We start from the raw sequence: 25,553 nt of genomic DNA on the forward strand, positions 1-25,553 counted from the left end.
TGCGATCGGTTGGCTGAAGTTGCCTTCGGCCCAGATCGACAAGGCCGGGGCCAGATTGGTCAGCACCCTTGCCAGGCGGCGTTGCAGGGTGTCGATCAGCAGCGCAATCAGCAGGATCAGGCCGATCATCACCCCTTGCATCAGGCGGACTTCGCTTTGGATAAGGCCATGTTGCGCACGCACCACAGGCTCAAGACCGGCGATGGCCTGTTGTACGGCGTTGATCTTCAGGTGGGTGCTGGCGGCCAGGTCGCTGCGTTGCTGGATCTGTTCACGGGTGCGCTTGAGTTCGGCGGGGTAACGGGTCAGCAGGCTGTTGAGTTCGCGCTTGAGGTCGACACCGGTGTCCTGGGCTTCGGTTTTTTCGCTGTTTTCCAGGCCCATCAGGGCGGAAAAGTCATCGGTACTGGATTCGGTGCTGGCTTTGACGCCGAGCAACGGCAGTTGTCCCAGCGCGTCGGCCTGGGCGCGGATATTGGCGACTTCGCGCTCCACATCATTGGCCAGTTCCGCACGCCCGCTGCTCACCAGCTTGTCGCGGGCCAGGGACAACTTGCCCAGGTGTTGGGACGCGGTCAGTAGCGGTTGAAGGTAGCGCGCACCGTCAGGGGAATTGACGCCCATGGCGTACTGGCTCAACTGGTCCAGGTTGGCGCCCAATTCGCGCTCGGCTTGCAGCAGCAAGGCCTGTGGGTCGCCGGCCAGTTTGCCGGCGGCCAGCAGGTCGGTCTTGCTGAAGGTGTCCAGGGCAGCCAGGCTGGGGCGCAGGTTCTGCGCCAGGTCAGCGGGCAGCTCATCCAGCTGTTGCAGCAGGTTTTCCAGGCTTTGACTGGCGCCGCTCAGGCGCAGGGCATCGCCGCTGGCCAGGTAATCGTCGATATTGCGCGCCGCCTGGTTCTGGAAGGTCTGGGACAGCCCCAGGTAGCGCTCCATCAGCAGATAGGGCCGTTCCAGCGCCCGTTGCGACCACCACAGCGTCGCCCCAAGTGCCAGGCACACGGCCACCAGAAGAAGGGTGTTGAGATTGGTCAGCAGCTTCAGGCGCATGCGTGGTTTCAACCGACAGCAAAAGGTAAGTGCCTGAAGTTATTGCGTTTTCATTACAGCGTTATGACGGAGTCAGTGGATTCTGGTGAAAAGGTGGCACTTTGCTTTGACGTCCGTGCGGCTTGCACGCGATTGCGCCCGGCATGCTTGGCGCGATACAGCGCCTCGTCGGCCTGGGCCGCCATCATCAGGCTGTCGGAGCCGTCGCACAGCTCCACCAGCCCGGCGCTGAACGTGCACCACAAATCCTGAGGCTGTGCCGGGTAATGGATTTCGGCAAAGCGTCCGCGGATTTCATCCAGCACCTTGCAGGCCGACTCCAGGTCGGTGTCGGGCATCACGATGGCGAATTCTTCACCGCCGTAGCGTCCGATAAAGTCGGTCTTGCGCAAGCGCTGCTTGAGGAACAGCGCCAGGCTCTTGATCACGCGGTCGCCCATGGGGTGGCCATGGCTGTCATTGACCCGCTTGAAGTGGTCGATATCAAGCATGGCAAAGCTCAACGGCTTGTTCTCGCGGCGTGCGCGGAAGCTGCAGTCTTCGAGCAATTGCAGGATATGGGTGTGGTTGTACAGCCCGGTCAGGCTGTCGCGCACCATCCGCGCCTTGAGGTGGCGGGCGCGGGCGGCGCGGTTGCGCACGGTGGTGATCAGGTGGCGCGGCTTGATCGGCTTGGTGAGGAAGTCGTCGCCGCCTTCGCTCATCGCATCCAATTGCTTGTCCAGGTCGTCCTCGGCCGACAGGTAAATGATCGGCACGCTCACATAACGGTCGTTATGGCGGATCACCTTGGCCAGTTCTGTGCCGGTGCAGGCGGGCATGTACATGTCGAGGATGATCAGGTCCGGCTGGAAGTCCGCCAGCTCGGCCATGGCCTGGATCGGCTCAATCAAGGTGCGGGTGACGATCCCGGCGCTGTTGAGCAGCCGTTCGGTGTGCAGCGCCTGGGCCCGCGAGTCGTCGATGATCAGCACTTTATAAGGCTCGTACTGGGCGACGCAGGTCAGCACTTCGATTTTTTCCAGCAGGCTGGAGGCTTCCAGTGTGCCGGTCAGAAACTCCTGGCCACCGGCGCGCACGGCAGCCAGTCGGGTCGGTGTGTCGGTTTCGTGCAGGCTGAAAAACAACAGCGGCAGCTTTTGCTCCAGGCCTTCCTGGGCTTCGGCGGCGAGCTTGAGGCCCAGGCCTGCGCCGCAGAAATCCACGTCCATCACGATTGCAGACGGCAGGCGCTCGCTCATTGAGGCGCGAAACGCCGCCACGCTGTCCAGTGACTGGGCGCTCAGGCCAAAGAATTCCAGCTGCTTGGCCAGGCGCTCGGCGCGGTCGTGATCGGCGAGCATCACGTAGATCGGCTTGCGCATCGGTGGCAGGAAGGTCTGTTCCAGCTGGTCGCCCTGACGCAGGCCGGTGCGCGACAGGCGCTGCATCAAACGGTTGAGTTCGGTGATCAACTGGCTGCTGAGACGGCCACGGTTTTCATCCACCGCTTGGAGTGATTCACCGATGTTGCGCGCCAACTGGCCGTGTTCGGGTTGTTCAAAACGCTCGGCAAAGCGCAGCAGGCGCAGGTTGGCCTCGCTGAGCTCGGAGAGGTCGGCGCCAGACCATTCGCTGCGTTGCAGGCGCTGCCAGATCTCAAGAATTTGACGTGCCTGATGAATTACCCGCTGGGCAAAGTGCTGCTTGAGACGCTCACGGCTGGGGTCTTCTGGCTCGGTCATATCCTGACTACTAGTAAGGGTGCATGCTGAGGTCGAACTGATGGCTCTATGCTAGCACCTCTTTTCAGTGGGATGAGTGTCATATGTCAATTAACTGCATGTCGGTGCGATTCAGTTAATGACCTGACGGTCGCGCAGCGTAAAAAGCGTCCATCCTTTATAGTCCAGCGCCACTCCTGCGCCAGTTTGGTGAAAACCCCCGCACCGGCGGGCACGATGGGGTAGGGTTGTGGTCGGAGTGTTTGAACGCACGCCGTCAATTGAAGTGCATGAACTCAAGTGATTGAAAGGATATCGCCATGCTGGACTGGAAAAACCGTGCAGGCAGTGCCAAAGGCCCCGCCCCTGAGCCCAAGTCGGCCAACCGCAGCTATTTTCGTACCCTGCTGATGAGCCGGGCGCTGCTTAGCGTGCTGGGTCTGTACCTGTTGGTCACCGGTGCCCTGGGTTGGTACTGGAGCGAAGAGCCGGCGCTGTTCCCGGTCCAGCAGAACGCGCAAATTGCTGCCGAGAAAGAAGGCAAGCAGATGGTGGTGGGCTACACCACCGTCGAAACCCTCAAGACCGTGGTCGGCACCTTGCTGAACAAACCCGGCGGCTATATCTCCAACGACCGTTTCCCGCCGGGCTTGTGGATGGACAACATGCCAAGCTGGGAGTACGGCGTGCTGGTGCAGGTGCGCGACCTGACCCGTGCCCTGCGTAAAGACTTCGCCCGATCCCAGTCGCAATCGGCCGAAGACGCTGACTTGGCCAAGGCCGAGCCGCGTTTCAACTTCGATAACAAGAGCTGGGTGCTGCCATCGAGCGAGTCGGAGTACCAGGAAGGCATCAACTCCCTGAGCCGCTATGAAGCGCGCCTGTCCGACCCTAACCAGCGCGGCGCGCTGTTTTATGCGCGTGCCGACAACCTGAACAACTGGCTGGGTGATGTGGCTACCCGCCTGGGTTCGTTGTCGCAACGCCTGTCGGCCAGTGTTGGCCGGGTCAAATTGAACACCGCACTCAAAACCGAAGCCCTGGCGCCAGGTGAGGTGCCGCAGGTCGACGAAGAGGTGGTGGAAACCCCATGGATGCAGATCGACAACGTGTTCTACGAAGCCCGTGGTCAGGCGTGGGCACTGTCCCATCTGCTGCGCGCCATCGAAGTCGACTTCGCCGACGTACTGGCCAAGAAAAACGCCACGGTCAGCGTGCGTCAGATCATCCGTGAGTTGGAAGCCTCGCAAGAGCCCGTGTGGAGCCCGATGATCCTCAACGGCAGCGGCTTTGGCGTACTGGCGAACCACTCGCTGGTGATGGCCAACTACATCTCGCGGGCCAACGCAGCGGTGATCGATTTGCGTCAGTTGCTTAACCAGGGTTGATGATGGACGCCACTCAACAGGAGGCCGCGCACCGTGCGGCTTCCGATGCTGAACTGATCTGCTGGGTCGACGAGCAGGACAATCTGCTCGGCACCGTCGTCAGGTCCGACCTTCGCCAGCGGGGCTTGATCGGCCGCTGCACGTTTATCTTCCTGTTCAACTCCGCCGGTGAGCTGTGTGTGCACCGGCGTACCCTGAGCAAAGCCATGTACCCTGGGTTCTGGGACACGGCGGCGGGCGGCATGGTGGCGGCCGGGGAGAGTTATGCAGACTCCGCAGCGCGTGAGCTGGAGGAAGAACTTGGCGTGGGCGGGGTGGAATTGGTGGAGCATGACCATTTCTACTTCGAGGACGGTGACAGCCGTTTGTGGTGCAGATCCTATTCCGCTGTCTGGGATGGGCCCCTGCGTTTACAGCCTGAAGAAGTCATGGAAGCGCGCTTTTTGCCCATCGAGATTGTCCTGCAGGAGGCCGAACAAAAGCCCTACTGCCCGGACGCCCAAGAGGGCCTGCGCCGCTATCTGGCCTCGCGTCGCTAAAGTTGCATAAATTGGCGCTATTTGGCCCTTAGCAAGTTGGCTTTTTGCCGTTACACTGCGCGACTTTTCACCCGAGCCGCCTTGGCGGTTCGGTAGCGCTGCCCCTGCCTGAGTGGGGCTTCGCGGTCGGTCGTGCATGAGCGCGCCGATCAGTCTTCATCCTCCCAAGAGGATTGCCGGTGGCCAAAAAAGCCGCATCCTTCGCCGCCCTTGGTGGCCTGGTATTTTCCACCGATGCAGGTCGACACTGCCCGGACTGTCGTCAGCCCGTGGATTCGTGTATCTGCAAACAGACCCTGATCCCTGAAGGCGACGGTATTGCCCGCGTGCGACGCGAGAGCAAGGGCCGTGGCGGCAAGACGGTGACGACTATCACCGGCGTGCCCCTGGCTGAAGATGCGCTCAAGGAACTGGCCACCGCGCTGAAAAAGCGTTGTGGCACCGGTGGCGCGTTGAAAGACGGCGTCATCGAGATCCAGGGCGATCACGTCGAACTGCTGTTGGCCGAGCTGATCAAGCTCGGTTACAAGGCCAAGAAGTCCGGTGGCTGACAGCCTCTTCCCAACCTGTGTCTAAACTCTGTCCTGCGAGTGAGGTCTACCTTTCTTACAGGCAAATCGTCATTTTCATTCTTTAGACTGCGCCAGCCTCCTTGAGAGGTGGCGCCTTCGCCTTCATTTATAGGGGACTTCGATGTCCGTACGACGCACACGCAAAGACGATGGCAGCCAATGGACAGTTGCGGACAGCCGCAGTGTTTACGGGATCCGCCATTGGGGGGCCGGGTATTTCGCGATCAATGACGCCGGTCGCGTTGAAGTCCGTCCGAACGGCCCGAACAGCACGCCTGTCGACCTTTACGAGCAAGTCGACCAGTTGCGCAAAAGCGGCCTGTCGCTGCCGTTGCTGGTGCGCTTCCCTGACATTCTGCAAGACCGTGTACGCCAACTGACCGGTGCCTTCGACGCCAACATCGAGCGCCTGGAATACCAGAGCAAGTACACCGCGCTGTACCCGATCAAGGTGAACCAGCAGGAAGCGGTGATCGAGAACATCATCGCCACCCAGAACGTCTCCATTGGCCTCGAAGCGGGCTCCAAGCCTGAGCTGCTGGCCGTGCTGGCCCTGGCGCCGAAGGGCGGCACCATCGTCTGCAACGGTTACAAGGACCGTGAGTTCATCCGCCTCGCGCTGATGGGCCAGAAGCTCGGCCACAACGTGTTTATCGTGATCGAGAAAGAATCCGAAGTCGGCCTGGTGATCGAAGAGGCTGCCAGCCTCAAGGTCAAGCCACAGGTCGGCCTGCGTGTGCGGTTGTCGTCCCTCGCGTCGAGCAAGTGGGCGGACACCGGTGGCGAGAAGTCCAAGTTCGGTTTGTCGGCGGCGCAACTGTTGTCCGTGGTCGAGCGCTTCCGCGCCGCAGGCCTGGACCAGGGCATCCGCTTGCTGCACTTCCACATGGGTTCGCAGATCGCCAACCTGGCCGATTACCAGCACGGGTTCAAGGAAGCCATTCGTTACTACGGCGAACTGCGCAACCTCGGCCTGCCGGTGGATCACATCGACGTCGGCGGTGGCCTGGGCGTGGACTACGACGGTACGCACTCGCGTAACGCCAGCTCCATCAACTACGACATGGACGACTACGCCGGTGTGGTCGTGGGCATGCTCAAGGAATTCTGCGACGCGCAGAGCCTGCCGCACCCGAATATCTTCTCCGAAAGCGGCCGTTCCCTGACCGCCCACCACGCCATGCTGGTGGTGCAAGTCACTGACGTCGAGAAACACAACGACGAAATCCCGACCATCGAAAACAAGGAAAGCCTGCCGGAAACCGTGCAGTGGCTGGTGGACCTGCTGGGCCCGACCGACATCGAGATGGTCACCGAAACCTACTGGCGCGCCACTCACTACATGAGCGACGTGGCCACCCAGTACGCCGATGGCAAGCTGACCCTGGCCGAAAAAGCCCTGGCTGAACAGTGCTACTTCGCCGTGTGCCGCCGCCTGCACAACTCGTTGAAAGCCCGCCAGCGCTCGCACCGCCAGGTGCTGGACGAACTCAACGACAAGCTGGCCGACAAGTACATCTGCAACTTCTCGGTGTTCCAGAGCCTGCCGGACACCTGGGCCATCGGCCAGGTATTGCCGATCCTGCCGCTGCACCGTCTCGACGAAGAGCCGCTGCGCCGCGCCGTGCTGCAAGACCTGACCTGCGACTCCGACGGCAAGATCAAGCAGTACGTCGACGAGCAGAGCATCGAGACCAGCCTGCCGGTGCACGGTTTGAACGAAGGTGAAGACTACCTGTTGGGGATCTTCCTGGTCGGCGCCTACCAGGAAATCCTCGGCGACATGCACAACCTGTTCGGTGACACCGACTCGGTGAACATCTACCAGCGCGAAGACGGCTCGGTGTACAGCGCCGGCATCGAGACCCACGACACCATCGAAGACATGCTGCGCTACGTGCACTTGTCGCCGGAGGAGTTGATGACGCATTACCGTGACAAGTGCGCGAGCGCGAAGATCTCTGCGTCGGAACGCACCCAGTTCCTGGACGCCTTGCGCCTGGGGCTGACGCGGTCTTCGTACCTGTCCTCGTAAGCTGAGCTGACACAAGTCCAACTGTGGGAGGGGCGGTGCGATGGCCCCTCCCACAGTGGGAACGCTGCCATTCCTGAGGTTGTGTGGGGGCTGAACGATGTCGAGCAAATGGCTGCAAGTGTTCACCCTGGCAATGGCTGCTTTCATGGCGGCCTGCTCGCCGATCAAAGTGCTCAATGCACTGACACCCTGCGACACCTTCACCAAAACTTCCGCCATCGCCTACGGCGACAATCCCCGCCAGAAGCTTGATATCTACCGCCCGCTTCCTGCCATTTCAAACGCCCCCGTGGTGGTGTTTTTCTACGGCGGCAGCTGGAACAACGGCAGCAAGGACGACTACGCTTTCGTCGGCGAAGCCCTGGCTTCACGTGGCGTGGTGGTGGTGATCGCAGACTACCGGCTCTACCCGCAAGTGCGTTACCCCGCCTTTCTCCAGGACGGCGCAAAAGCGGTGGCCTGGACTTATCACCATGGCGCTGAATACGGCGCCGATCCCAAGCAGCTTTACGTGATGGGCCATAGCTCCGGCGCTTATAACGCCTCGATGCTGGCGCTGGATGGGCGTTGGCTCAATGCAGTGGGCTTGGCACCTTCGATCTTCAAAGGCTGGATCGGCCTGGCCGGGCCTTATGACTTCTTGCCGATTGAAAACCCAGACGTGAAGCCCGTGTTCTTCTTTCCAGACTCGCCGCCGGAATCGCAGCCGATCAACCACGTCAGCCGTGACGCGCCGCCAAGCCTGTTGATTGCCTCGACCGATGACACGCTCGTCAACCCCACCCGCAACACGGGAGGGTTAGCGAAAAAACTGCGGGAAGCGGGTGCGCCGGTCGAGGTGTTGTATTTCACCCGAACCGGCCATGCGACATTGGTGGCGTCTATCGCCAAGCCTTTGCGCTGGTTGGCGCCGGTGCTGGATAGGGTGACTGGGTTTATCGAGTCCACCTCCGGCCAATAAACCTAGCTGCTTTTGGCTTGGTCAATGGAATTCAGTGCATTGAGCGTACGGACAGTTGCCAAGGTTATATCTGGATGACCTGGTTAATTGTACCCGTGCCGTTAGTGGGTATTGTTGTGATGTTCTGGCAGGGGTCAGTCAGCACCGGTACCGAACCAGTGGCCACGCTGCTTGAGCCGCCAAGCGATGACCCCCAGGGTCAGGCTGCGCAGTGCCATGAACAGCAGGAAAGTGATCCAAAGGCCGTGATTGCCCAAGCCCTGCAGCGCCCAGGCGAAGGGCAGTGCCAGCAACACCGTCAGCAGCATGCCATTGCGCATCTCCCGCGCTCGCGTTGCGCCGATAAACAGCCCATCCAACAGATAGCTCCAAACCGCAATCAACGGCAGCAGGGCCAGGTAGGGCAGGTAGATATCAGCGGTGTCGCGCACGCTGGGGATGTCGGTTTGCATGGCGATAAACAGGTGTCCGGCCAGGCTGAACAGCAGCGCAAAACCGACGCTGGCAATCAGCGACCAGCCACCTGCGACCACCAATGAACGGCGCAGGGACTGGCGATCACGGGCGCCGATGGCGTGGCCGCACAGGGCTTCCACCGCGTGGGCTAAACCGTCCAGGGCGTGGGCGGTCAACAGTAGCCCGTTGAGCAATAGCGCGTTGGCCGCCACGGTGGCATCGCCCAGGCGCGCGCCTTGTACCGTGATCATGAAAAACACCGATTGCAGCGCCAGGCTGCGGATAAAAATGTCGCGGTTCACCGCCAGCAATGGGCGCCAGCTTTGCCACACTTTCAGCGCGGCCCAGGCGATATGGCCGGGGTAGGCGCGCAGGGCTTTTTGCGTGAGCGCCAGACCTAGCAGGGCGCCGGTCCATTCGGCGATCACGGAGGCGCGGGCGGAGCCGACCACGCCCCACTCCAAACCGAGCACGAACCACAGGTTGAGCGCGATATTCACCAGGTTGGTGGTCAACAGAATCGCCAGCGGCGCGCGGGCGTTTTGCGTGCCGAGGAACCAGCCAACCAGCGCATAAGTGGCCAGGGCGGCAGGCAGGCCGAACAGGCGGGCGTGGAAAAAGTCACGAGTCAGTTGATCGAGCTCGGGTGACGGCTGCATCCACTCCAGCGCCAGGTGGCTCAAGGGAATGCCTACCGTGCCCAGCAACATCGCCAGCCCCAGCGCCAGCAACAGACCTTGCAGCAGGATTTGTCGCAGCGCCGCACCATCGTTGCGGCCAGCGGCCTGGGCGGCGAAACCGGTGGACCCCATGCGCAGGAAACCCATGGCCCAGGCAAGAAAGGTATACAGGCTGGCCCCGACGGCCACGGCACCCAACTGATGAGCATGGGGCAGATGGCCGATGACCATGCTGTCGACCAAGGCCACCAGCGGCACGGAGATATTGGACAGGATCATCGGCGCGGCCAGGGCCCAGACGCGGCGATGTGTGGGCCGGTGGCGCCAGTCGGTGAGTAAGGTGGGCATGGAGGCTCCTCTGGGGAGCAGCAGTGTAACTGGCCCTCCGTCGCACCGCAGGACCAATGTGGGAGGGGGCTTGCCCCCGATAGCTGTGTGTCTGTCAACTCATGCATCAACTGACCCACCGTCATCGGGGGCAAGCCCCCTCCCACATTTTATTCTTTATAGGCTGTGGGAATTGGCTTGGCTTGAAGCAGATCCAGAACCAACCCACCCTCCGTCGGTCAATGTGACCAGCGCCACATCGGCTTTGCCGGCGCTGATATATAGTTCACCCCTCGGTTCCCTCTCACTACGAGTGCCCCATGCTTAACAAAGGATTGTTCCTGGCTTGCGCGCTGGCCCTGCTGAGCGCCTGCGATTCTTCCGATAAACCTGCTGCGCCGTCCGCGCCCCCAGTGGCGGCTGCGCCGAAACCGGCCAAGGCAGCGGTGGATGTGCCAGCGCTGAAGCAGCGTTATGCCGGGCGTGAGTTGAGCGTGGTGGACGTGTCCGAGGTGCAGTTGGACGGGGCCAGCACCTTGTCGGTGAGTTTCTCCATTCCCCTGGACCCCGACCAGAAGTTCGCCGATAGGCTCCACCTGGTGGACAGCAAATCGGGCAAGGTCGACGGCGCCTGGGAACTGTCCGATAACCTGATGGAGCTGCGCCTGCGCCACCTTGAGCCCCAGCGCAAACTGGTGCTGACAGTCGACGCCGGGGTGAAAGCGGTCAACGACAACACGCTCGCCGCCGAGTACATCGCCCGCCTGGAAACCCGTGACCTGCAAGCCACCGTCGGCTTCGCCAGCCGTGGCACCTTGCTGCCGACGCGCCTCGCCGAGGGCCTGCCGGTGATCGCGCTGAACGTTGACAAGATCGACGTCGAATTCTTCCGCATCAAGCCCGAATCCCTGCCGTCGTTCCTGGCGCAGTGGGGGCGCAATACCAGCCTGCAAAGCTATGAATCCCGTGAACTGCTGCCGCTGGCCGATCTGGTCTACGGCGGCCGTTTTGATCTCAATCCGGCGCGCAATACCCGTGAAACCCTGCTGCTGCCCATTGCCGGCCTCAAGCAATTGCAGCAGCCGGGCGTATACCTGGCAGTGATGCGCGCTTCGGGCACCTACAACTATTCGCAACCGGCCACGCTGTTTACCCTGAGTGATATCGGCCTGTCGGTGCATCGCTACGCCAATCGCCTGGATGTGTTTACCCAGGCACTGGAAGGCGGCAAAGCGCTGGATGGCGTCGACCTGGAAGTGCTGGATGCCGATGGTCGCGTGCTGGGCCAGGGCAAGACCGAGAAGGGTGGCCACGCCGAGTTGCCGTTGCCGAAAAAGGCCCAGGTTTTGCTTGCCAAGCAAGGCGAACAGACCAGCCTGCTGCGCCTCGACAGCGCTGCGCTGGACCTGGCGGAGTTCGACATCGGCGGCCAACCCGCGCACCCGTTGCAGTTCTTTGTATTCGGCCCGCGCGACCTGTATCGCCCCGGCGAAACCGTGCTCCTCAACGCCCTGCTGCGCGACAAGGACGGCAACGCCGTCAAGCCGCAGCCGGTGAGTGTCGAGGTGCGCCGCCCGGATGAACAAGTCAGCCGCAAATTTGTCTGGGATGCCGACGCATCCGGCCTCTATCAATACCAACTGCAACTGGCCGCAGAGGCGCCGACCGGGCGTTGGCAGCTGGTGTTCGACCTCGGCGACGGCAAACCGCAGTTGTATGAGTTCCTCGTCGAAGACTTCCTGCCCGAGCGCCTGGCGCTGGAACTCAAGGGCAGCGACACAGCATTGAGCCCGGCGGATAACCCCGTCATCCAGGTCAACGGCCGTTACCTGTACGGCGCGCCAGCTTCCGGCAATCGGGTCAGCGGGCAAGTCTATGTGCGGCCGCTGCGCGAAGCGGTCAAGGCGCTGCCGGGCTATCAGTTCGGTTCCGTCACCGAAGAAGAACTGAGCCAGGATTTTGAACTGGACGAAAGTGTCCTTGATGCCAAGGGCCAGGAAAAACTGACCCTGGAAAGCAAATGGGCCGAGGCCAAATCACCGCTGCAACTGATCGTGCAGGCCAGCCTGCAAGAGTCGGGCGGCCGGCCGATCACCCGTCGCCTGGTGCAACCCATCTGGCCGGCCGAGCAATTGCCGGGCCTGCGCGGGCTGTTTGACGGCACCGAAACCAACGGCGATGGCCCGGCGGAATTCGAAGTGCTGCTGGCCAACCAGGACGGGCAGAAACTCGCCGCGCAAAACCTCAAGGTGCGCCTGGTGCGCGAGCGCCGCGACTATTACTGGAACTACTCCGATAACGACGGCTGGAGTTACCACTACAACGAGAAATTCCTCAACCTTGATGAGCAGACGCTGAACATCAAGGCCGGCGACACCGCCAAGGTCAGTTTCCAGGTGGAGTGGGGCCCGTACCGTGTCGAGGTTGAAGACCCGCAGACCGGTCTGGTCAGCAGCCTGCGTTTCTGGGCCGGTTACCAGGCCCAGGACAACACCGAAGGCGGCGCCGTGCGGCCCGATCAGGTCAAGCTGGCGCTGGATAAACCGGCGTATGGCGACGGTGACACCGCCAATGTCACCGTGACGCCGCCCGCTGCCGGTAAAGGCTACCTGCTGGTGGAATCCGCCGAAGGGCCGCTGTGGTGGCAGGAAATCGAGGTGCCGGCCGAGGGCAAAAGCTTCGCCGTGAAACTCGACCCTAAATGGTCGCGCCATGACCTGTATGTGAGTGCCCTGGTGATTCGTCCCGGCGAACGCAAGGCCAATATCACCCCCAAACGCGCCGTGGGCCTGCTGCACCTGCCGTTGGATCGCACCCAGTGCAAGCTCGGCGTGACCCTCACCGCCCCGGAAAAAATGCGCCCCAAACAACCACTGACAGTGAAAGTCACCGCCAAAAACGCCGACGGCAGCGTGCCCAAACAGGTGCATGTGCTGGTGGCGGCGGTGGACGTGGGCATCCTCAACATCACCGAGTACCCGACGCCCGACCCGTACGCCAGCCTGTTCGGCCGCAAGGCGTATGGCGTGGACCAGTTCGACATCTACGGCCAGTTGATCGAAGCCGGGCAGGGCCGTCTGGCCAGCCTGGCCTTCGGTGGCGACGCGGCATTGGCCAAGGGTGGCAAGCGCCCGGACACCAGCGTGACCATCGTCGCCCTGCAAAGCGCGCCTGTGACCTTGAACGACAAGGGCGAGGGCGAAGTCAGCGTCAACATCCCCGACTTCAATGGCGAACTGCGCCTGATGGCCCAGGCCTGGAGCGATGACCGCTATGGCATGGCCGAAGCCAAGACGGTGATTGCCGCGCCGCTGATCGCCGAGCTGTCGGCGCCGCGCTTCCTCGCCGGCGGTGACCAGACGACACTGGCCCTGGACCTGTCCAATCTGTCGGGCAAGGCGCAGAAACTCGATGTGCAACTGAGCGCCGAGGGGCAGTTGGAATTGGTCAACACTGCCGCGCAAACCGTTGAGCTCAAACAAGGCCAGCGCACCACCCTGCGTATCCCGGTGAAAGCCTGGGGCGGGTTGGGCCAGGGCAAGGTGAAGGTGACAGTCAACGGGCTGGACCTGCCGGGTGAAAACCTGCCACCGTTCAGCCGCGAGTGGACCTTGGGCGTGCGTCCGGCTTATCCGGCGCTGCTCAAGCATTACCGCGCAGTGCTTAAGAATGAACCCTGGAGCTTGCCCGCCGGCAGCCTGGAGCAATTCGATGCCTCCGGGCGTGAGGCGCTGTTGAGCCTGTCGAGCCGGCCGCCGCTGAACCTCGGCGCGCAGATCTCGGCGCTCAAGGCGTACCCGTATGGGTGCCTGGAGCAAACCGCCAGCGGCCTGTACCCGTCGCTGTACGCTGACGATGCGTTGCTCAAGCGTCTGAGCATCAAGGGCGAGCCGGATGCCGAGCGCAAGCGCAAGATCGAGTTGGGCATCGAACGCCTGCTGGGCATGCAGCGCTACAACGGCAGCTTTGGTTTGTGGGGCGCCGACGGCGAAGAAGAATATTGGCTGACGGCCTACGTCACCGACTTCCTGCTGCGCGCCCGCGACCAGGGTTTTGCCGTGCCGCCTGAAGCCTTGAAAAAGGCCAGCGAGCGCCTGCTGCGGTATGTGCAGGAGCGCAACCTGATCGAAGTCGACTACAGCGACAACGCCGAACACACGCGCTTTGCCGTGCAAGCCTACGCCGGCATGGTGCTGGCGCGCAGTCAGCAGGCGCCACTGGGCGCGCTGCGCAGCATTTTCGAGCGACGCAGCGATGCGCGTTCCGGGTTGCCGCTGGTGCAGTTGGCCATCGCCTTGCACAAGATGGGCGACCAGCCGCGTGCGGACCAGGCGTTGCAGGCAGGCTTGGCAGCGCAACGCAGCGCCAAGGAATGGCTGGCCGACTACGGCAGCCCGCTGCGGGACCAGGCGATGATCCTGGCGTTGCTGGAAGAGAATGACTTGGCCAAGGGCAAGCGCGAAGAGCGTTTGTTTACCCTGTCGGACCAATTGGCGGCCAGCCCGTACCTGTCGACCCAGGAGCGCAATTCGCTGTTCCTGGCCGGGCGCCTGGGGTTCGCCCAGCCCGAGTCGGCCTGGAAGGTCCTGCTCAACGGCAGCGGCGGTGAGCATGAGCTGAACAATCAACAGTCGACGCTGGACCTGGAAGGCAAGCTGCTTTCAGGCGATCTGAGCCTGAGCAATCAGGGCGACACGCCGGTGTACCAGCAACTGACGATCTCGGGTTACCCGCAAGTGCCGCCGGCACCGGGTGGCGACAACCTGAGCATCCGCCGTGAATACCTGGGTATGAACGGCCAGCCGCTGAACCTGCGCAGCCTTAATAGCGGCGACCTGGTGCTGGTGCATCTGGCGGTCAGCGCCAAGCAGCGCGTACCGGATGCGTTGGTGGTCGACCTCCTGCCCGCTGGCCTGGAGCTGGAAAACCAGAACCTGGCGCAAAGTGCCGCCAGCCTGGAAAACGCCAGCAGCCAAGTGAAGGAATGGCGCGAGTCGATGCAGAACGCGGCGCTCAAGCATCAGGAGTTCCGCGATGACCGCTATGTGGCGGCGATCAACCTGGACGGCGATGGCACCACGCACCTGCTGTACCTGGCGCGTGCGGTGACGCCGGGCACCTACCGTGTGCCGCCGCCGCAGGTGGAGTCGATGTATCGGCCGAACTGGCAGGCCGTGGGGGAGACCCCGGCGGACCTGGTCATCAAGGGCCGCTGAAGAACCCTTGTGGGAGCGGGCTTGCTCGCTCCCGCAGGGGATTAGTGCACGACCCAGCTGAGCAGCCACAGCCCCAGCAGCAACCAGATAATCCCCATGATGATCGACGCCCGCATAAATGCGCGGACTGCCGAGTAGAGCAACATAAGGCCGACGATCAGGGTGATGATGCTGATAATCGACGTGTCCATGCCCAGCGTACGGGACAACCCTTCGACAAAGTTTGCGCCGGCATGGGTCAGCACACCGAACAAACCGCTGAGGCCGTCGACGATAAACCGGATGATGGAGCCGAGCGCCTGGCCCAACCACTCGAAAAAGCTTTCTACCTGCATGTGCGTGTCCTGATAAGAGGTGGGCGTGTCTGTGCCTTTGGTTGTTAATGCGACAGGCTAGTTCCCTACCAGCATAGAGGTTTGCCCGTTTGAAATTGCGTTTAGTTGCCCGCTGGACCCTGGCGACCCTCCTGTTGGTGATTGCCCTGCTGTGGCTGGCCGACCGTATCTGGCCGCTGCCCCTGCCCAAGGATGACCTGGCGCGGGTGGTGCTGGCCGAGGATGGCACGCCGTTGTGGCGGTTTGCCGATGCTAATGGGGTGTGGCGCTACCCGGTGCAAACCAGCGAAGTCTCGCCGTATTACCTGGACGCCGTGCTCACCTACGAAGACCGCTGGTTCTACCAGCATCCAGGCGTAAACCCGCTGGCGTTGGCGCGCGCGACCTGGCAGAACCTGACCGGCGCTCGGGTGGTGTCGGGTGGCAGCACCTTGTCGATGCAGGTCGCCCGTTTGCTCGACCCGCATTCACGCACCTTTCACGGTAAATTGCGCCAGCTGTGGCGCACCGCGCAGTTGGAATGGCACCTGTCCAAGGAACAAATCCTCAACCTCTACCTGAATCGCGCCCCGTTTGGCGGCACGTTGCAGGGCGTGGCCGCGGCCAGTTGGGCCTATCTGGGCAAATCCCCGGCGCAATTGACCCATGCCGAAGCGGCCTTGCTTGCCGTATTGCCCCAGGCGCCTAGCCGCTTGCGTCCGGACCGCCATCCGCAGCGTGCCCAGCAGGCTCGGGACAAGGTCTTGCGGCGCCTCGCCGAGTTTAAGGTATGGCCGCAATCGGCGGTCGACGAAGCCCTTGAAGAACCGCTGCTACTTGCCCCACGCCTGGAACCGAGCCTGGCCCCCTTGCTCGCCCGCCGCCTGAACCGCCCCGACAGCCCGCCGCTGATCCGCACCACCGTTGACGCCACCCTGCAACGCCGTCTCGAAGACCTGTTGCTGGGCTGGCGCGCACGGTTGCCGGAGCACACCTCGGCCGCGATCCTGGTGGTGGAAGAGGAATCCATGGCCGTGCGCGCGTATCTGGGCTCGGTGGACATCAACGACGCCAGGCGCTTTGGCCATGTGGACATGATCAGCGCGTTGCGCTCGCCAGGCTCGACCTTGAAGCCCTTCCTGTATGGCCTGGCTCTGGATGAGGGGCTGATTCACTCCGAGTCGCTGCTGCAGGACGTGCCCCGGCGGTATGGTGATTATCGGCCGGGCAATTTCTCCATGGGGTTTACCGGCGCGGTGCCGGCGAGTACTGCGTTGTCCAGTTCCCTGAACCTGCCGGCGGTGCAGTTGCTGGAAGCTTACGGGCCCAAGCGATTTGCCGCCGAGATGCGCATCGGCGGCGTGCCCCTGGCATTGCCTGCGTTGGCCGAGCCGAACCTGGCGCTGATCCTCGGCGGCGCGGGCAGCCGTCTGGAAGATTTGGTGGGTGGTTACAGTGCCTTCGCCCGGGCCGGTAAAAGCGCTTCCATCCGATTGCAGCCTGACGACACGTTGAGAGAACGACCAATGCTGTCGCCGGGTTCTGCCTGGATTGTGCGGCGCATCCTCAGTGGGCAAGCGCGGCCGGATCGCGACCCGCGTGCCGAGCTGGTGCAGCGCCCGGTGCTTGCCTGGAAAACCGGCACCAGCTACGGCTTTCGCGATGCCTGGGCGATTGGCGTGGGGCCGCGCTACCTGATCGGCGTGTGGATCGGCCGACCGGACGGCACGCCCGTGCCGGGCCAGTTCGGCTTGGCGTCGGCGGCGCCTCTGATGTTGCAGGTGCATGACGTGTTGACCAACCGCGACAGCCAGCGCGGCATCAGCGCGCCGGTTTTACCGGTGCCAGCCACTGTCGGCGTGGCGGCGATCTGTTGGCCCCTGGGCCAGCCGATGAGCCGCAGCGATCCGAATTGTCGGCGCCAACGCTTCGCCTGGACCCTGGACAACACCACGCCGCCGACCTTGCAGGCGTTGGACCAACCACTGAGTGTGGGCTTGATGGAAAGTATCTGGGTCAACGCCAAGGGCCTGCGGGTTGACGCCCATTGCCCCGGTGCCGTCGCCCGCCATATCGCCCTCTGGCCCGCCCCGCTGGAACCGTGGCTGCCAAGGGCCGAACGCCGCGAAGCACGCATCCCGGCCGCCGATCCGGATTGCCCGCCACCGGCGCTGGCCGCGTCTTCGCCGCTGTCCATTGTCGGCGTGCGTGAAGGCGACCAACTGCGCCTGCCCGCCGCCAGCCAACAAACCCTGCGCCTGAAAATCTCGGCCCTGGGCGGCAGTGGTCGGCGCTGGTGGTTCCTCAATGGCGCGCCGTTGGGGGACAGTGCCAATCAGGACTTTATCAATGCCAGTTTCGAGCGGTTGGGGCGCTATCAGCTCAGTGTCCTCGATGAGGCCGGTCAAACTGCACGGCTTGAATTCAGCGTGGTGGATTAGGGCCTCATCGGGGCATAGGTATCGACACAACTTCCAGTGGATGCTGAATCTATGGCAAATGGGCTGTTGTGGTGAGCGGGCTTGTCCCGCGCTGGGCTGCGAAGCAGCCCCAATAACAAACACCGCGTAGCATCAGCAAGAACCCGATCACCTGGTTTTAGGGCGGCTTCGCCACCCAGCGCGGGCAAGCCCGCTCACCACAGTGTTATGTGTAAGCCTTTGAGAGTTGTGTAGATACCCATGCTCATCGGGGGCAAGCGCCCTCCCACACAAGTGATTCACTTGCCTTGAAGGCTCATCCCCCGGAAGCTATACCCTTCAGGAGCCCCCTATGAACCTCGAACACCTCACCGAACGCCTGCACCGCATCCGCGATACCAACGACTGGAAGCAGTTCCACAGCCCGAAAAACCTGGCCATGGCCGCCAGCGTGGAAATGGCCGAGCTGGTGGAAATCTTTCAATGGCTGACCGAAGACCAATCCCGCCAGTTGCCCGCCGACAAACTCGCCCACGCCGGGCAGGAAGTCGGCGATATCGTGCTCTACCTGCTGCTGCTGTGCAGTGAGCTGGGCCTGGACATGAACGAAGTGGTGCGCGCCAAACTGGCTGACAGCGAACGGCGGTTTGCCCATGAGTGACCGTCATTTCGACCAGTTGGCCACGCGCTTTGCCGAGAAAATCTACGGTGGTGCCAAAGGCGCGATTCGCCTGGCGGTGCTCCAGGCCGACTTGATTGAAGCCCTGCCGGCACGCCCCTTGCGCGTGCTGGATATCGGCGCGGGGCTGGGGCATATGTCGCTGTGGCTGGCCGAGCGCGGCCACCAGGTGACCCTGGCAGAACCCGCCGGGCCGATGCTTGAAGGTGCGCGCCAGCGCTTCGCCGAGGCCGGGCAGACGGCGACCTTTATCCATGCGCCCTGGCAAGACCTGCTCGGCCAGCTCACCGAACCTTACGACCTGGTGCTGTGCCACGCGGTGCTGGAATGGCTGGCCGAACCCCATGCAATCCTGCCGGTGCTGCACCAACTGACGGTGCCGGGTGGCTGGCTGTCCCTGGCGTTCTACAACCGTGATGCGCTGATTTATCGCAACCTGCTCAAAGGCCACTTCCGCAAAATGCGCAAGAACGACATGGCCGGCGAAAAGCAGAGCCTGACCCCGCAACAGCCCCTCGACCCGCGCGAATTGGCGGCGCAACTCGACGGGCTATGGCAGGTCGAAAGCCAAAGTGGCGTGCGCGTTTTCCACGACTATATGCCGGTGGAATTCCAGGCCCGCGTGAACTTACAGGACCTTGTTGAGATGGAACTCGCTCACCGTCGTCACCCAAGCTTTGCCGGACTTGGGCGTTATTTGCACTGGATCTGCCGTCCGGTTTAAGCGGCCCAGTCTGCGGAGGTCGAAATGCGTCGTCTCTGTTTGATCCTGTTATCCCTCGGGCTGGGCGCGTGTTCCAGCCCCAACCCTTATGTGGCGGCGTCTGCGCCTCTGCCGCCGGCGCCGGCCCAGGCGGCCACCACCTTTGATGCCAGTGCGTATCCTGCGCCGGTGCGCGACTACGGCGCCTACCGTAATTGGGCGTGGCGCAACGGCCAACTGCCGGCGGGCTCGGCCTGGGCGGATTCGGCGCAAATTGCCGAAGCCGTCAGCGGCGCGCTCGACCAACGCGGCCTGCGGCCCTTGCACGACAACCGCGCGCCCGACGTGCTGGTCAGTGCGGACGTGCGCCTGGAGAAGCGTCTCAAGCAAGTCCAGGATGACTACGGTTACGGCTACGGCGGCTACAACCGCTACGGCAATGGCTACGGGATGTACAACTCGGCGCCGATCGTGCGCACTTACGAGGTGACGGTAGCCGTGGTGCGGGTCAACCTGTTTGACGCCCGCAGCGGTCAGCCGGTGTGGAGCACCAGCGCCGAAACTGCCAGCCAGGGCAGCCTCGGCGAGCGCGCCGATGCCTTGCGCCAGGCCGTGCAAAAGGCCATGAGCGCCTACCCGCCCCGTTAACCGCTATTCTCATTTCAAGCGCTGTTCGCTTTTTGGAGAAAAACCATGTTTCGTCGCATCGCTACGCTCGCTTTTGTCGTGCTGCTGGGCGGTTGCCAGACCAGCCAGGTCAACCACGACTATGACGCCAGCCGAGACTTCGGCGCCTACCGCAACTGGGCCTGGAAAGACCCGGCCCTGCAATACCGCCCTGATGATCCACGGATCAAGAGCGACCTCACTGAACAGCGCATCCGCCAAGCTGTGGGCGAGCAACTCGACCAACGCGGCCTGCGCCCCGCCGCAGCCGGTACCAAGGCCGACCTCACCGTACAGGCCTACCTCATCGTCGAAGACCGCCAGCAGCAAGTCACCACCAACTACGGCGGCGCCTGGGGCGGCCCGTGGAACGGCTACTGGGGCGCGCCGATGTACAACGAAACGCGCAACATCACCTACAAAGTCGCGACCCTCCAGATCGACTTGCTCGATGGCAAGGACGGCAAACTGGTGTGGCGCGGCAGCGATGAACAGCTGATGAGCAGCACGCCCAACCCACAGGACCGTGATAACGCGATCCGCACGACGGTGACGCGCATCCTTTCCAGCTACCCGCCGCACTGACCTGGCCCGCCACTGGATCAACCCGAACAGCAATTTATGGCCACTGGCCAACGCACCTCCCAAGCCTTGTCTACACTCCACAGCACCTACGGAGAGTAAGCGCTAAGGAGTGCCTTGATGTCTCCCCGACCTGGTTTCAGACAGCGTGGTGCGATTGGCTTGATGGCAGCCGGGACCCTGGCCGTGGCTATGGTCTTCATGCTGCTGGCAGTGGACAGCGGTCGCCTGTACCTGGAAAAGCGCAAATTGCAGTCCATCGCCGACAGCGCCGCCCTGGAAGCGGCGGGGCGTAGCGGCGTGTGCACGCCAACCTCCACCGCCAATGACTTCGCCATACAGAACGCCACCCGCAATGGCTTCACCGTGGTCGCCGGCGACACCACCCGTGGCCTGGCCGTGACCTGCGGCTCACTGGCAACCAACGCCAGCAATATCCGCGTCTACACCGCCGATGCCAGCAAGAACGACGCAATCCGCGTGGTGGCGACTAACAGCGTGATGACCAGCATCGCCGGCGGTATCTGGAACATGTTCAGCGGCACGCCGATATCCACGCAAACGGTGCTGACCGCCACCGCCGTGGCCGCGTTTGCACCGCCGGTCGCACAACTGACGATTCGCAGCAGCCTGGCAACGGTCGATTCCACCAAATCCCCGCTGCTCAACCTGGCGCTCGGCAATCTGCTCGGCGGCAGCCTGTCGATCACGGCAGCCGGCTGGAACGGGCTGTTGCAGACCAACGTCAACCTGCTCGGCTTCCTTGACCAACTGGCGGTGCAATTGAACGTGACCGCTGGCGACTACGATGCATTGCTCAACACCGCCGTGTCCGCCAGCCAACTGATCGATGCCACCGTGAAGGTACTGCAAAAAAATGGCGCGGTGGCCACGGCGGTGATCAACGATGTGATCTCAGTGAAGGCCATCGCCCCCACTACCCAACTGTTGAAAGTAGGCGACTTGTTGAAAGTCGCCACCGGGACGCCCGCCGCCGCGCTGAACACCAATGTGCAGCTGTTTCAACTGTTGGAAGCGGTGGCGCAGTTGTCCAGCAGCAAAAGTGCGGTGAGCGCGGCGACCCAGGTGAGTATTCCGCTGGTGGGCAATGTGTCGATCCAGACCAAGGTGATTGAGGCGCCGCAACTGTCGGCGATAGGCAACCCCGCGCTGGCCAAGGCCGGGCTGTTGAAAAGCCCGCCAACCGACCAGATTTTCGTGCGCACCGCGCAAGTGCGAACCCTGGTGGTGGTGCAGGCGCCGATCCTCAAAGTGGTCTCAGGTGTCTCGTCCATCTTGGCGGGCTTGACGACCCCGGTATCGAAGGTGGTCGGCGGCCTGCTCAACCTGAACCTGCCCGCTGTGGTGGGCGGTATCTTGTGTGTCGTCGGCTGCAATGTGGCGGATGTGGACATCACCGAAACGTTGTCGATTTACATCGAAGCGGCCAGCGCCGAGAGCCACGTCACCGACTACAGTTGCGCCACGCCGGCGACCAAGTCGCTGACCGTGCAGGCCACCACGTCCCTTGCCACCTTGGGTGTCGGTTATGTGGACCCGGTGTCGGCGTTTTCGTCGTCGGCGGCGGTGACTGTGCAACCGATCCGGCTGATCGATTTTGGCCAGAAATACTGCCTGCTGACCTTGATCTGCGGGCCGCGTACTGCTGGTGTCGGCGGCGGCTTGAACCTGCGCGCCCTGACCACGGTGGCGGCGCAGACCAACCCCATGGTGTTTCTGCCGGTGGCGGAGATGAACGCTACACCCACCTATAAAAACGCGCCCGGCACCGCCAACATCGTCAACAGCCTCGGCACCACCTTGAGCGGCTTGCAGGTTACTTACGTGCCGCCCACCGGCAGTTCGCCGAACAACCCCACCGCCACAGTGACGACGGCACTGGCGTCAATCGTCAGCAGCGTGGTTGGACTGATCCAAACCGTGCTTGCGCCGATCCTCGATCCCATCGTCAACACGCTGCTGGCGGCGCTGGGCATTAATCTGGGCAACGCCGAAGTCGGCGCCAACCTCACTTGCCACATGGGCCGCGCCTATCTGGTGATCTGAAGAATGGGCAACTCCACGCAAAACCGCGCACCGTCGGCGCCATTGCTGACGCTCAGGCGTCCTCCCATGTTCTCGACAATCCCGTAGCTCACCGACAGCCCCAGCCCGGTGCCCACGCCAATCGGCTTGGTGGTGAAGAACGGCTCGAAAATCCGCTCCATCAGACGCGGGTCAATACCACCGGCGTTGTCTTCTACCCAGATGCGCACATGACGACTGTCATGCTCGCTGTGCAGCGCAATCCATGGCTGCAGCTGCGGATTTTTCTCACGCTGGCCGAGCAGCGCATCGCGGGCGTTGACCACCAGGTTGATCAGCACTTGTTCGAGCTGATCGACGTAGCCGTTGACCTGCACGACAAAGTCCGCCGGTATCACCCGTAGATCGAGGCCTTTGCCCTTCACCCCTTCGCTGAGCAACGACAACGCGCCTTCGACCGCCTGTGCAGGATCAAACGGTTGCTGCTCGATTTCCGAGCGGCGGCCGAACACGCGCATATGGTCAACCACCCGCGCCGCACGCTGCACCTGGGCGTCGATGCGCTGGAGTTTTTCGGTGAGGTAGTCGACCGGCGCGTCGCCGCTGCTCAGGCGTTTGAGCACGTTGACGATGGCCATGCGCATGACGTTCAACGGTTGGTTGATCTCGTGGGCCAGCCCGGTGGCCATTTCGCCGAGGGTGGCCATTTTCGCGCTTTGGGTCAGTTGTTGCTGGGAACGGCGTACTTCGGTGTTATCGCGGCCCACGGCCTGGACTTCCACCAGTGTGCCGTGCGCGTCGAAGACTCCACGGTCAGACCACACCCACCAGGCGTGCTCGCGGCCGGGCAGTTCCAGGCTGATTTCGGCGGTGCTCACCGGGAACTCCGGCGTCAGTTGGCGGATGCGTTGCACAAAGGCCTGGCGCTGTTCGTCCGACAGCCAATGGCCCAGGTTCACCCCCGGCAGTTGCGCCGGCGGGCATTCCAGGTAGTTGGCCAGCGGCGTGTTGCCGAAGGTCAGGGTCAGGTCCGGAAGGTAGCGGCAGATCATCGCCGGTGAGTCTTCTACCAGGATGCGGTAGCGCTCTTCGCTTTGCTTGACGTGCTCGGCGGCCAGGGTCGCTTCGGTCACGTCCAGCCATAGGCCGACGGCTTCCACCGGCAGACCGAGGTCATCGCGCAGCAACTTGGCTTCGTCGAGCAGCCAGTGATAGTGGTCCCGTTTGTCGCGTACGCGGTAGCGGCTGCGCACGGTGCCTTCGCGCAGCAGTTGGCGGGTGCGTTCGAAATAGACATCGCGGTCGTCGGGGTGGATCAACGACAGCAGGTTGTCGTGATTGCAGTCGTCGAGGGTCCAGCCCAGCAGCGGCAGCAGGCTGTCGCTGAAGAACGCCGGGTGCAGCGCGCCGCTGACATAACGCTGTACATAGATGACGGCCGGAGCGCTGGCGATCAGGTTGTCCAGGCGTGCGTGGGCGGCGGCGGCTTGCAGTTGCTGGTTCTTGATATCGCTGATGTCGAGCATCACGCCGATCCAGCGCTGGCTGTCGCCCAGCCCCAGCACCTGGCCCTGCACGCGGTACCACAGCGGGTGGCCGTCGGCGTCGCTGCGTTGCAGGCGCACGCTGGCGAGCAGCGGTTTGCCCAGGACTTGCAGATCGTGCAGGCGGCTGTCGAACTCCTGGCGGTCGGCGGGGTGGATCAATTCGAGCCAGGCTGCCTGTGGCTGGCGCCTGGCGCCGTCTTCCTGGCCCAGGCTGCGTAACAACTGCGGGGCGAGCTGGATTTCGCGGGAGGCCGGCAGCAACTCCCACCAGCCGGTGCCGAGCAGGCCTTGCAAGGCTTCTACGCGCTCCAGCTGTTGATGGTAGCGCTGCTCGCGCAAACGGCTCAGCAGCGGCGCGGCGAGGGCGGCGCACAGGTGCAGCCATTCGGTGTTGCTGATCTGCGCCTGCCCATCATAAAAGCCGCACAGCAGCCACGCGGCAACGCCCTGACCATCGCGGTAGGGCACCAGAAAACCGTCGGCATCACCGAACACGCTGTGCAGCCGGGGGTTGTCGCTGCGGCCATTGGGCAGGCTCAAGGGGACGTTGCCATTGACGCTGTCGAGGCTGGTGCCCAGGGGCTGGTCGGTCTGCCACAAGGTCGGTGCGTCGTGGCCGGCGTATTGGCTGTAGATCCGCCAACCCTGGGTTTCATCATCCAGCAGCGCCAACGCGACACAGGGAATGTGCCAGTGCTGCGACAGGCTGCGCAGTTGTTCGTTTAGCACTTCCGGCAAGCGGCTCAGGCTGCACACGCGCAGCTGCTCGCTCATGCGGCTGGCGAGCTGATGGTTCTCCTCGCGATCGCCGGCCTGTTGGTGCTCGGCGAGCAAGTCGCTGACGTCCATCAGGTGCAGGTTCCAGCCGTCGCCGTCGGGCTCGATCCAGCCGCGCAGATGCAGGACTTTGCCGGCGCTTGCCTGGAAATCCAGGTCCAGGCTCTGGTATTGCCAGTCTGCGGGGTTGCCCTCGACGCTGAGGACACTGGCCGCGCACAGCAGCTCACGCAGCAGTGGCTTGTGCTCGCTGGCGGCGGGTGCGGCGAGTTGCGAGCGCAGGGTGCCGCCGATGTGCAGGACATGGCCCAGCTGATCCAGGTGCACGTGCAGCCCGGTTGCGGGCATGGCCGTTATTTCGCGGGCCAGGGCGTCGGTGCGGCCCAACAGGCGCCCGAAGAGGTTGTCCCCCGCCGTCAAAGTTGCAGACTCGAACGCGCGTAGAGGCTGGCCGGCAGACTGGGGACGGTGCCCACGCCGGGTATCACCAGCGCCGGGAACACGGAGTACAGATTAGTGGTGGGGTAGCTGATCGCCACGGTCAGGGTGGTGCCGACGTAGGTTGAACTGATGTAGCTGCTCTGAAAGTTGAAACTGGCGGGGATCCAGCTCAATTGGCTGACGACCGTGTCTTTGGCGCGTTGGGTGACCTGTGTGCCATACGCGGTGCCGGCAGCCACTGGGTCGACCGCCATAGCCTGGCGCACCGCTTCGGCTGCCGCCTGATTGAAAGATTGCATCAACAGCAGCGGCAGGCTGTAACTGATCAATCCATAGAACACCGCAAAAAAGATCCCGAAAACCAAGGCGAACTCAATCGCCGCGGCACCTTTTTGCGTTCTAGGGAGGCTGGTTTTCATGACTGCGTCTACCCTGACGGCTACTACTTGATATC

General features: G+C 62.8%; 17 protein-coding genes. 12 read left to right on the forward strand and 5 right to left on the reverse strand.

Features of this window, described 5'->3' with window-relative positions; all coding sequences use genetic code 11:
• Window positions 1-1,100: 1,100 nt before the first annotated feature.
• Window positions 1,101-2,771: a response regulator gene (locus AB3G88_RS03085; RefSeq protein ID WP_099583598.1), complete on the reverse strand. Its 1,671-nt coding sequence runs from the start codon at window positions 2,769-2,771 to the stop codon at window positions 1,101-1,103.
• A 299-nt stretch (window positions 2,772-3,070) separates the two neighbouring features.
• On the opposite strand from AB3G88_RS03085, the gene AB3G88_RS03090 reads away from it, so the two are divergent.
• From AB3G88_RS03090 to AB3G88_RS03110, 5 genes are all read left to right on the forward strand, one after another.
• A complete protein-coding gene (locus AB3G88_RS03090; RefSeq protein ID WP_099583597.1) occupies window positions 3,071-4,138 on the forward strand; it encodes a DUF2333 family protein in 1,068 nt (355 codons plus the stop codon).
• A 2-nt stretch (window positions 4,139-4,140) separates the two neighbouring features.
• The gene (locus AB3G88_RS03095) at window positions 4,141-4,677 is read left to right on the forward strand and encodes an NUDIX hydrolase (RefSeq protein ID WP_112193225.1); all 537 of its coding nucleotides are present in this window, start codon (window positions 4,141-4,143) and stop codon (window positions 4,675-4,677) included.
• Window positions 4,678-4,856: 179 nt separating this feature from the next.
• On the forward strand, window positions 4,857-5,228 hold the full coding sequence (locus AB3G88_RS03100; protein WP_099583595.1) for a translation initiation factor Sui1: 372 nt from the start codon (window positions 4,857-4,859) through the stop codon (window positions 5,226-5,228).
• 142 nt (window positions 5,229-5,370) lie between these two features.
• Window positions 5,371-7,284 carry an arginine decarboxylase gene (speA, locus tag AB3G88_RS03105; protein WP_099583594.1) on the forward strand — a complete coding sequence of 638 codons (1,914 nt, stop codon included), beginning with the start codon at window positions 5,371-5,373 and terminating at the stop codon, window positions 7,282-7,284.
• Window positions 7,285-7,381: 97 nt separating this feature from the next.
• The gene (locus tag AB3G88_RS03110; RefSeq protein WP_099583593.1) at window positions 7,382-8,245 is read left to right on the forward strand and encodes an alpha/beta hydrolase; all 864 of its coding nucleotides are present in this window, start codon (window positions 7,382-7,384) and stop codon (window positions 8,243-8,245) included.
• 134 nt (window positions 8,246-8,379) lie between these two features.
• Here AB3G88_RS03110 and AB3G88_RS03115 read toward each other — a convergent pair whose 3' ends face one another.
• A complete protein-coding gene (locus AB3G88_RS03115) occupies window positions 8,380-9,729 on the reverse strand; it encodes an MATE family efflux transporter (protein WP_191959608.1) in 1,350 nt (449 codons plus the stop codon).
• Window positions 9,730-10,028: 299 nt separating this feature from the next.
• Here AB3G88_RS03115 and AB3G88_RS03120 point away from each other — a divergent pair, with 299 nt between their 5' ends.
• Window positions 10,029-14,924: an alpha-2-macroglobulin family protein gene (locus AB3G88_RS03120; protein ID WP_480453164.1), complete on the forward strand. Its 4,896-nt coding sequence runs from the start codon at window positions 10,029-10,031 to the stop codon at window positions 14,922-14,924.
• 41 nt (window positions 14,925-14,965) lie between these two features.
• Here AB3G88_RS03120 and AB3G88_RS03125 read toward each other — a convergent pair whose 3' ends face one another.
• Window positions 14,966-15,259 carry a hypothetical protein gene (locus tag AB3G88_RS03125; RefSeq protein ID WP_099583590.1) on the reverse strand — a complete coding sequence of 98 codons (294 nt, stop codon included), beginning with the start codon at window positions 15,257-15,259 and terminating at the stop codon, window positions 14,966-14,968.
• 89 nt (window positions 15,260-15,348) lie between these two features.
• Here AB3G88_RS03125 and pbpC point away from each other — a divergent pair, with 89 nt between their 5' ends.
• The 6 genes from pbpC (at window position 15,349) to AB3G88_RS03155 (ending at window position 22,355) form a co-directional block, all read left to right on the forward strand.
• On the forward strand, window positions 15,349-17,679 hold the full coding sequence (gene pbpC / locus AB3G88_RS03130; RefSeq protein ID WP_480453166.1) for a peptidoglycan glycosyltransferase PbpC: 2,331 nt from the start codon (window positions 15,349-15,351) through the stop codon (window positions 17,677-17,679).
• 331 nt (window positions 17,680-18,010) lie between these two features.
• A complete protein-coding gene (locus AB3G88_RS03135) occupies window positions 18,011-18,319 on the forward strand; it encodes a MazG-like family protein (RefSeq protein WP_003188211.1) in 309 nt (102 codons plus the stop codon).
• Window positions 18,312-19,061 carry a methyltransferase gene (locus AB3G88_RS03140; protein WP_480453168.1) on the forward strand — a complete coding sequence of 250 codons (750 nt, stop codon included), beginning with the start codon at window positions 18,312-18,314 and terminating at the stop codon, window positions 19,059-19,061. The genes AB3G88_RS03135 and AB3G88_RS03140 overlap by 8 nt, the downstream gene beginning before the upstream one ends.
• 24 nt (window positions 19,062-19,085) lie before the next feature.
• Complete coding sequence (locus AB3G88_RS03145) at window positions 19,086-19,688, forward strand: DUF4136 domain-containing protein (RefSeq protein ID WP_099583587.1); 603 nt, start codon at window positions 19,086-19,088, stop codon at window positions 19,686-19,688.
• Window positions 19,689-19,733: 45 nt separating this feature from the next.
• A complete protein-coding gene (locus tag AB3G88_RS03150) occupies window positions 19,734-20,291 on the forward strand; it encodes a DUF4136 domain-containing protein (protein WP_158878342.1) in 558 nt (185 codons plus the stop codon).
• A 117-nt stretch (window positions 20,292-20,408) separates the two neighbouring features.
• Window positions 20,409-22,355, forward strand: coding sequence for a pilus assembly protein TadG-related protein (locus AB3G88_RS03155; RefSeq protein ID WP_480453171.1), 1,947 nt, complete (start codon window positions 20,409-20,411; stop codon window positions 22,353-22,355).
• Here the strand turns inward: AB3G88_RS03155 and AB3G88_RS03160 are convergent.
• Both AB3G88_RS03160 and AB3G88_RS03165 read right to left on the reverse strand, forming a co-directional pair.
• Window positions 22,340-25,078: a PAS domain-containing sensor histidine kinase gene (locus AB3G88_RS03160; protein ID WP_480453173.1), complete on the reverse strand. Its 2,739-nt coding sequence runs from the start codon at window positions 25,076-25,078 to the stop codon at window positions 22,340-22,342. The two genes, AB3G88_RS03155 and AB3G88_RS03160, sit on opposite strands and share 16 nt — an antisense overlap.
• Window positions 25,075-25,518, reverse strand: coding sequence for a TadE/TadG family type IV pilus assembly protein (locus AB3G88_RS03165; RefSeq protein ID WP_112193241.1), 444 nt, complete (start codon window positions 25,516-25,518; stop codon window positions 25,075-25,077). Before AB3G88_RS03165 ends, AB3G88_RS03160 begins: the two co-directional genes overlap by 4 nt.
• Between the last annotated feature and the right edge of the window lie 35 nt (window positions 25,519-25,553).

The sequence above is a fragment of the Pseudomonas arvensis genome (genome assembly GCF_056688935.1).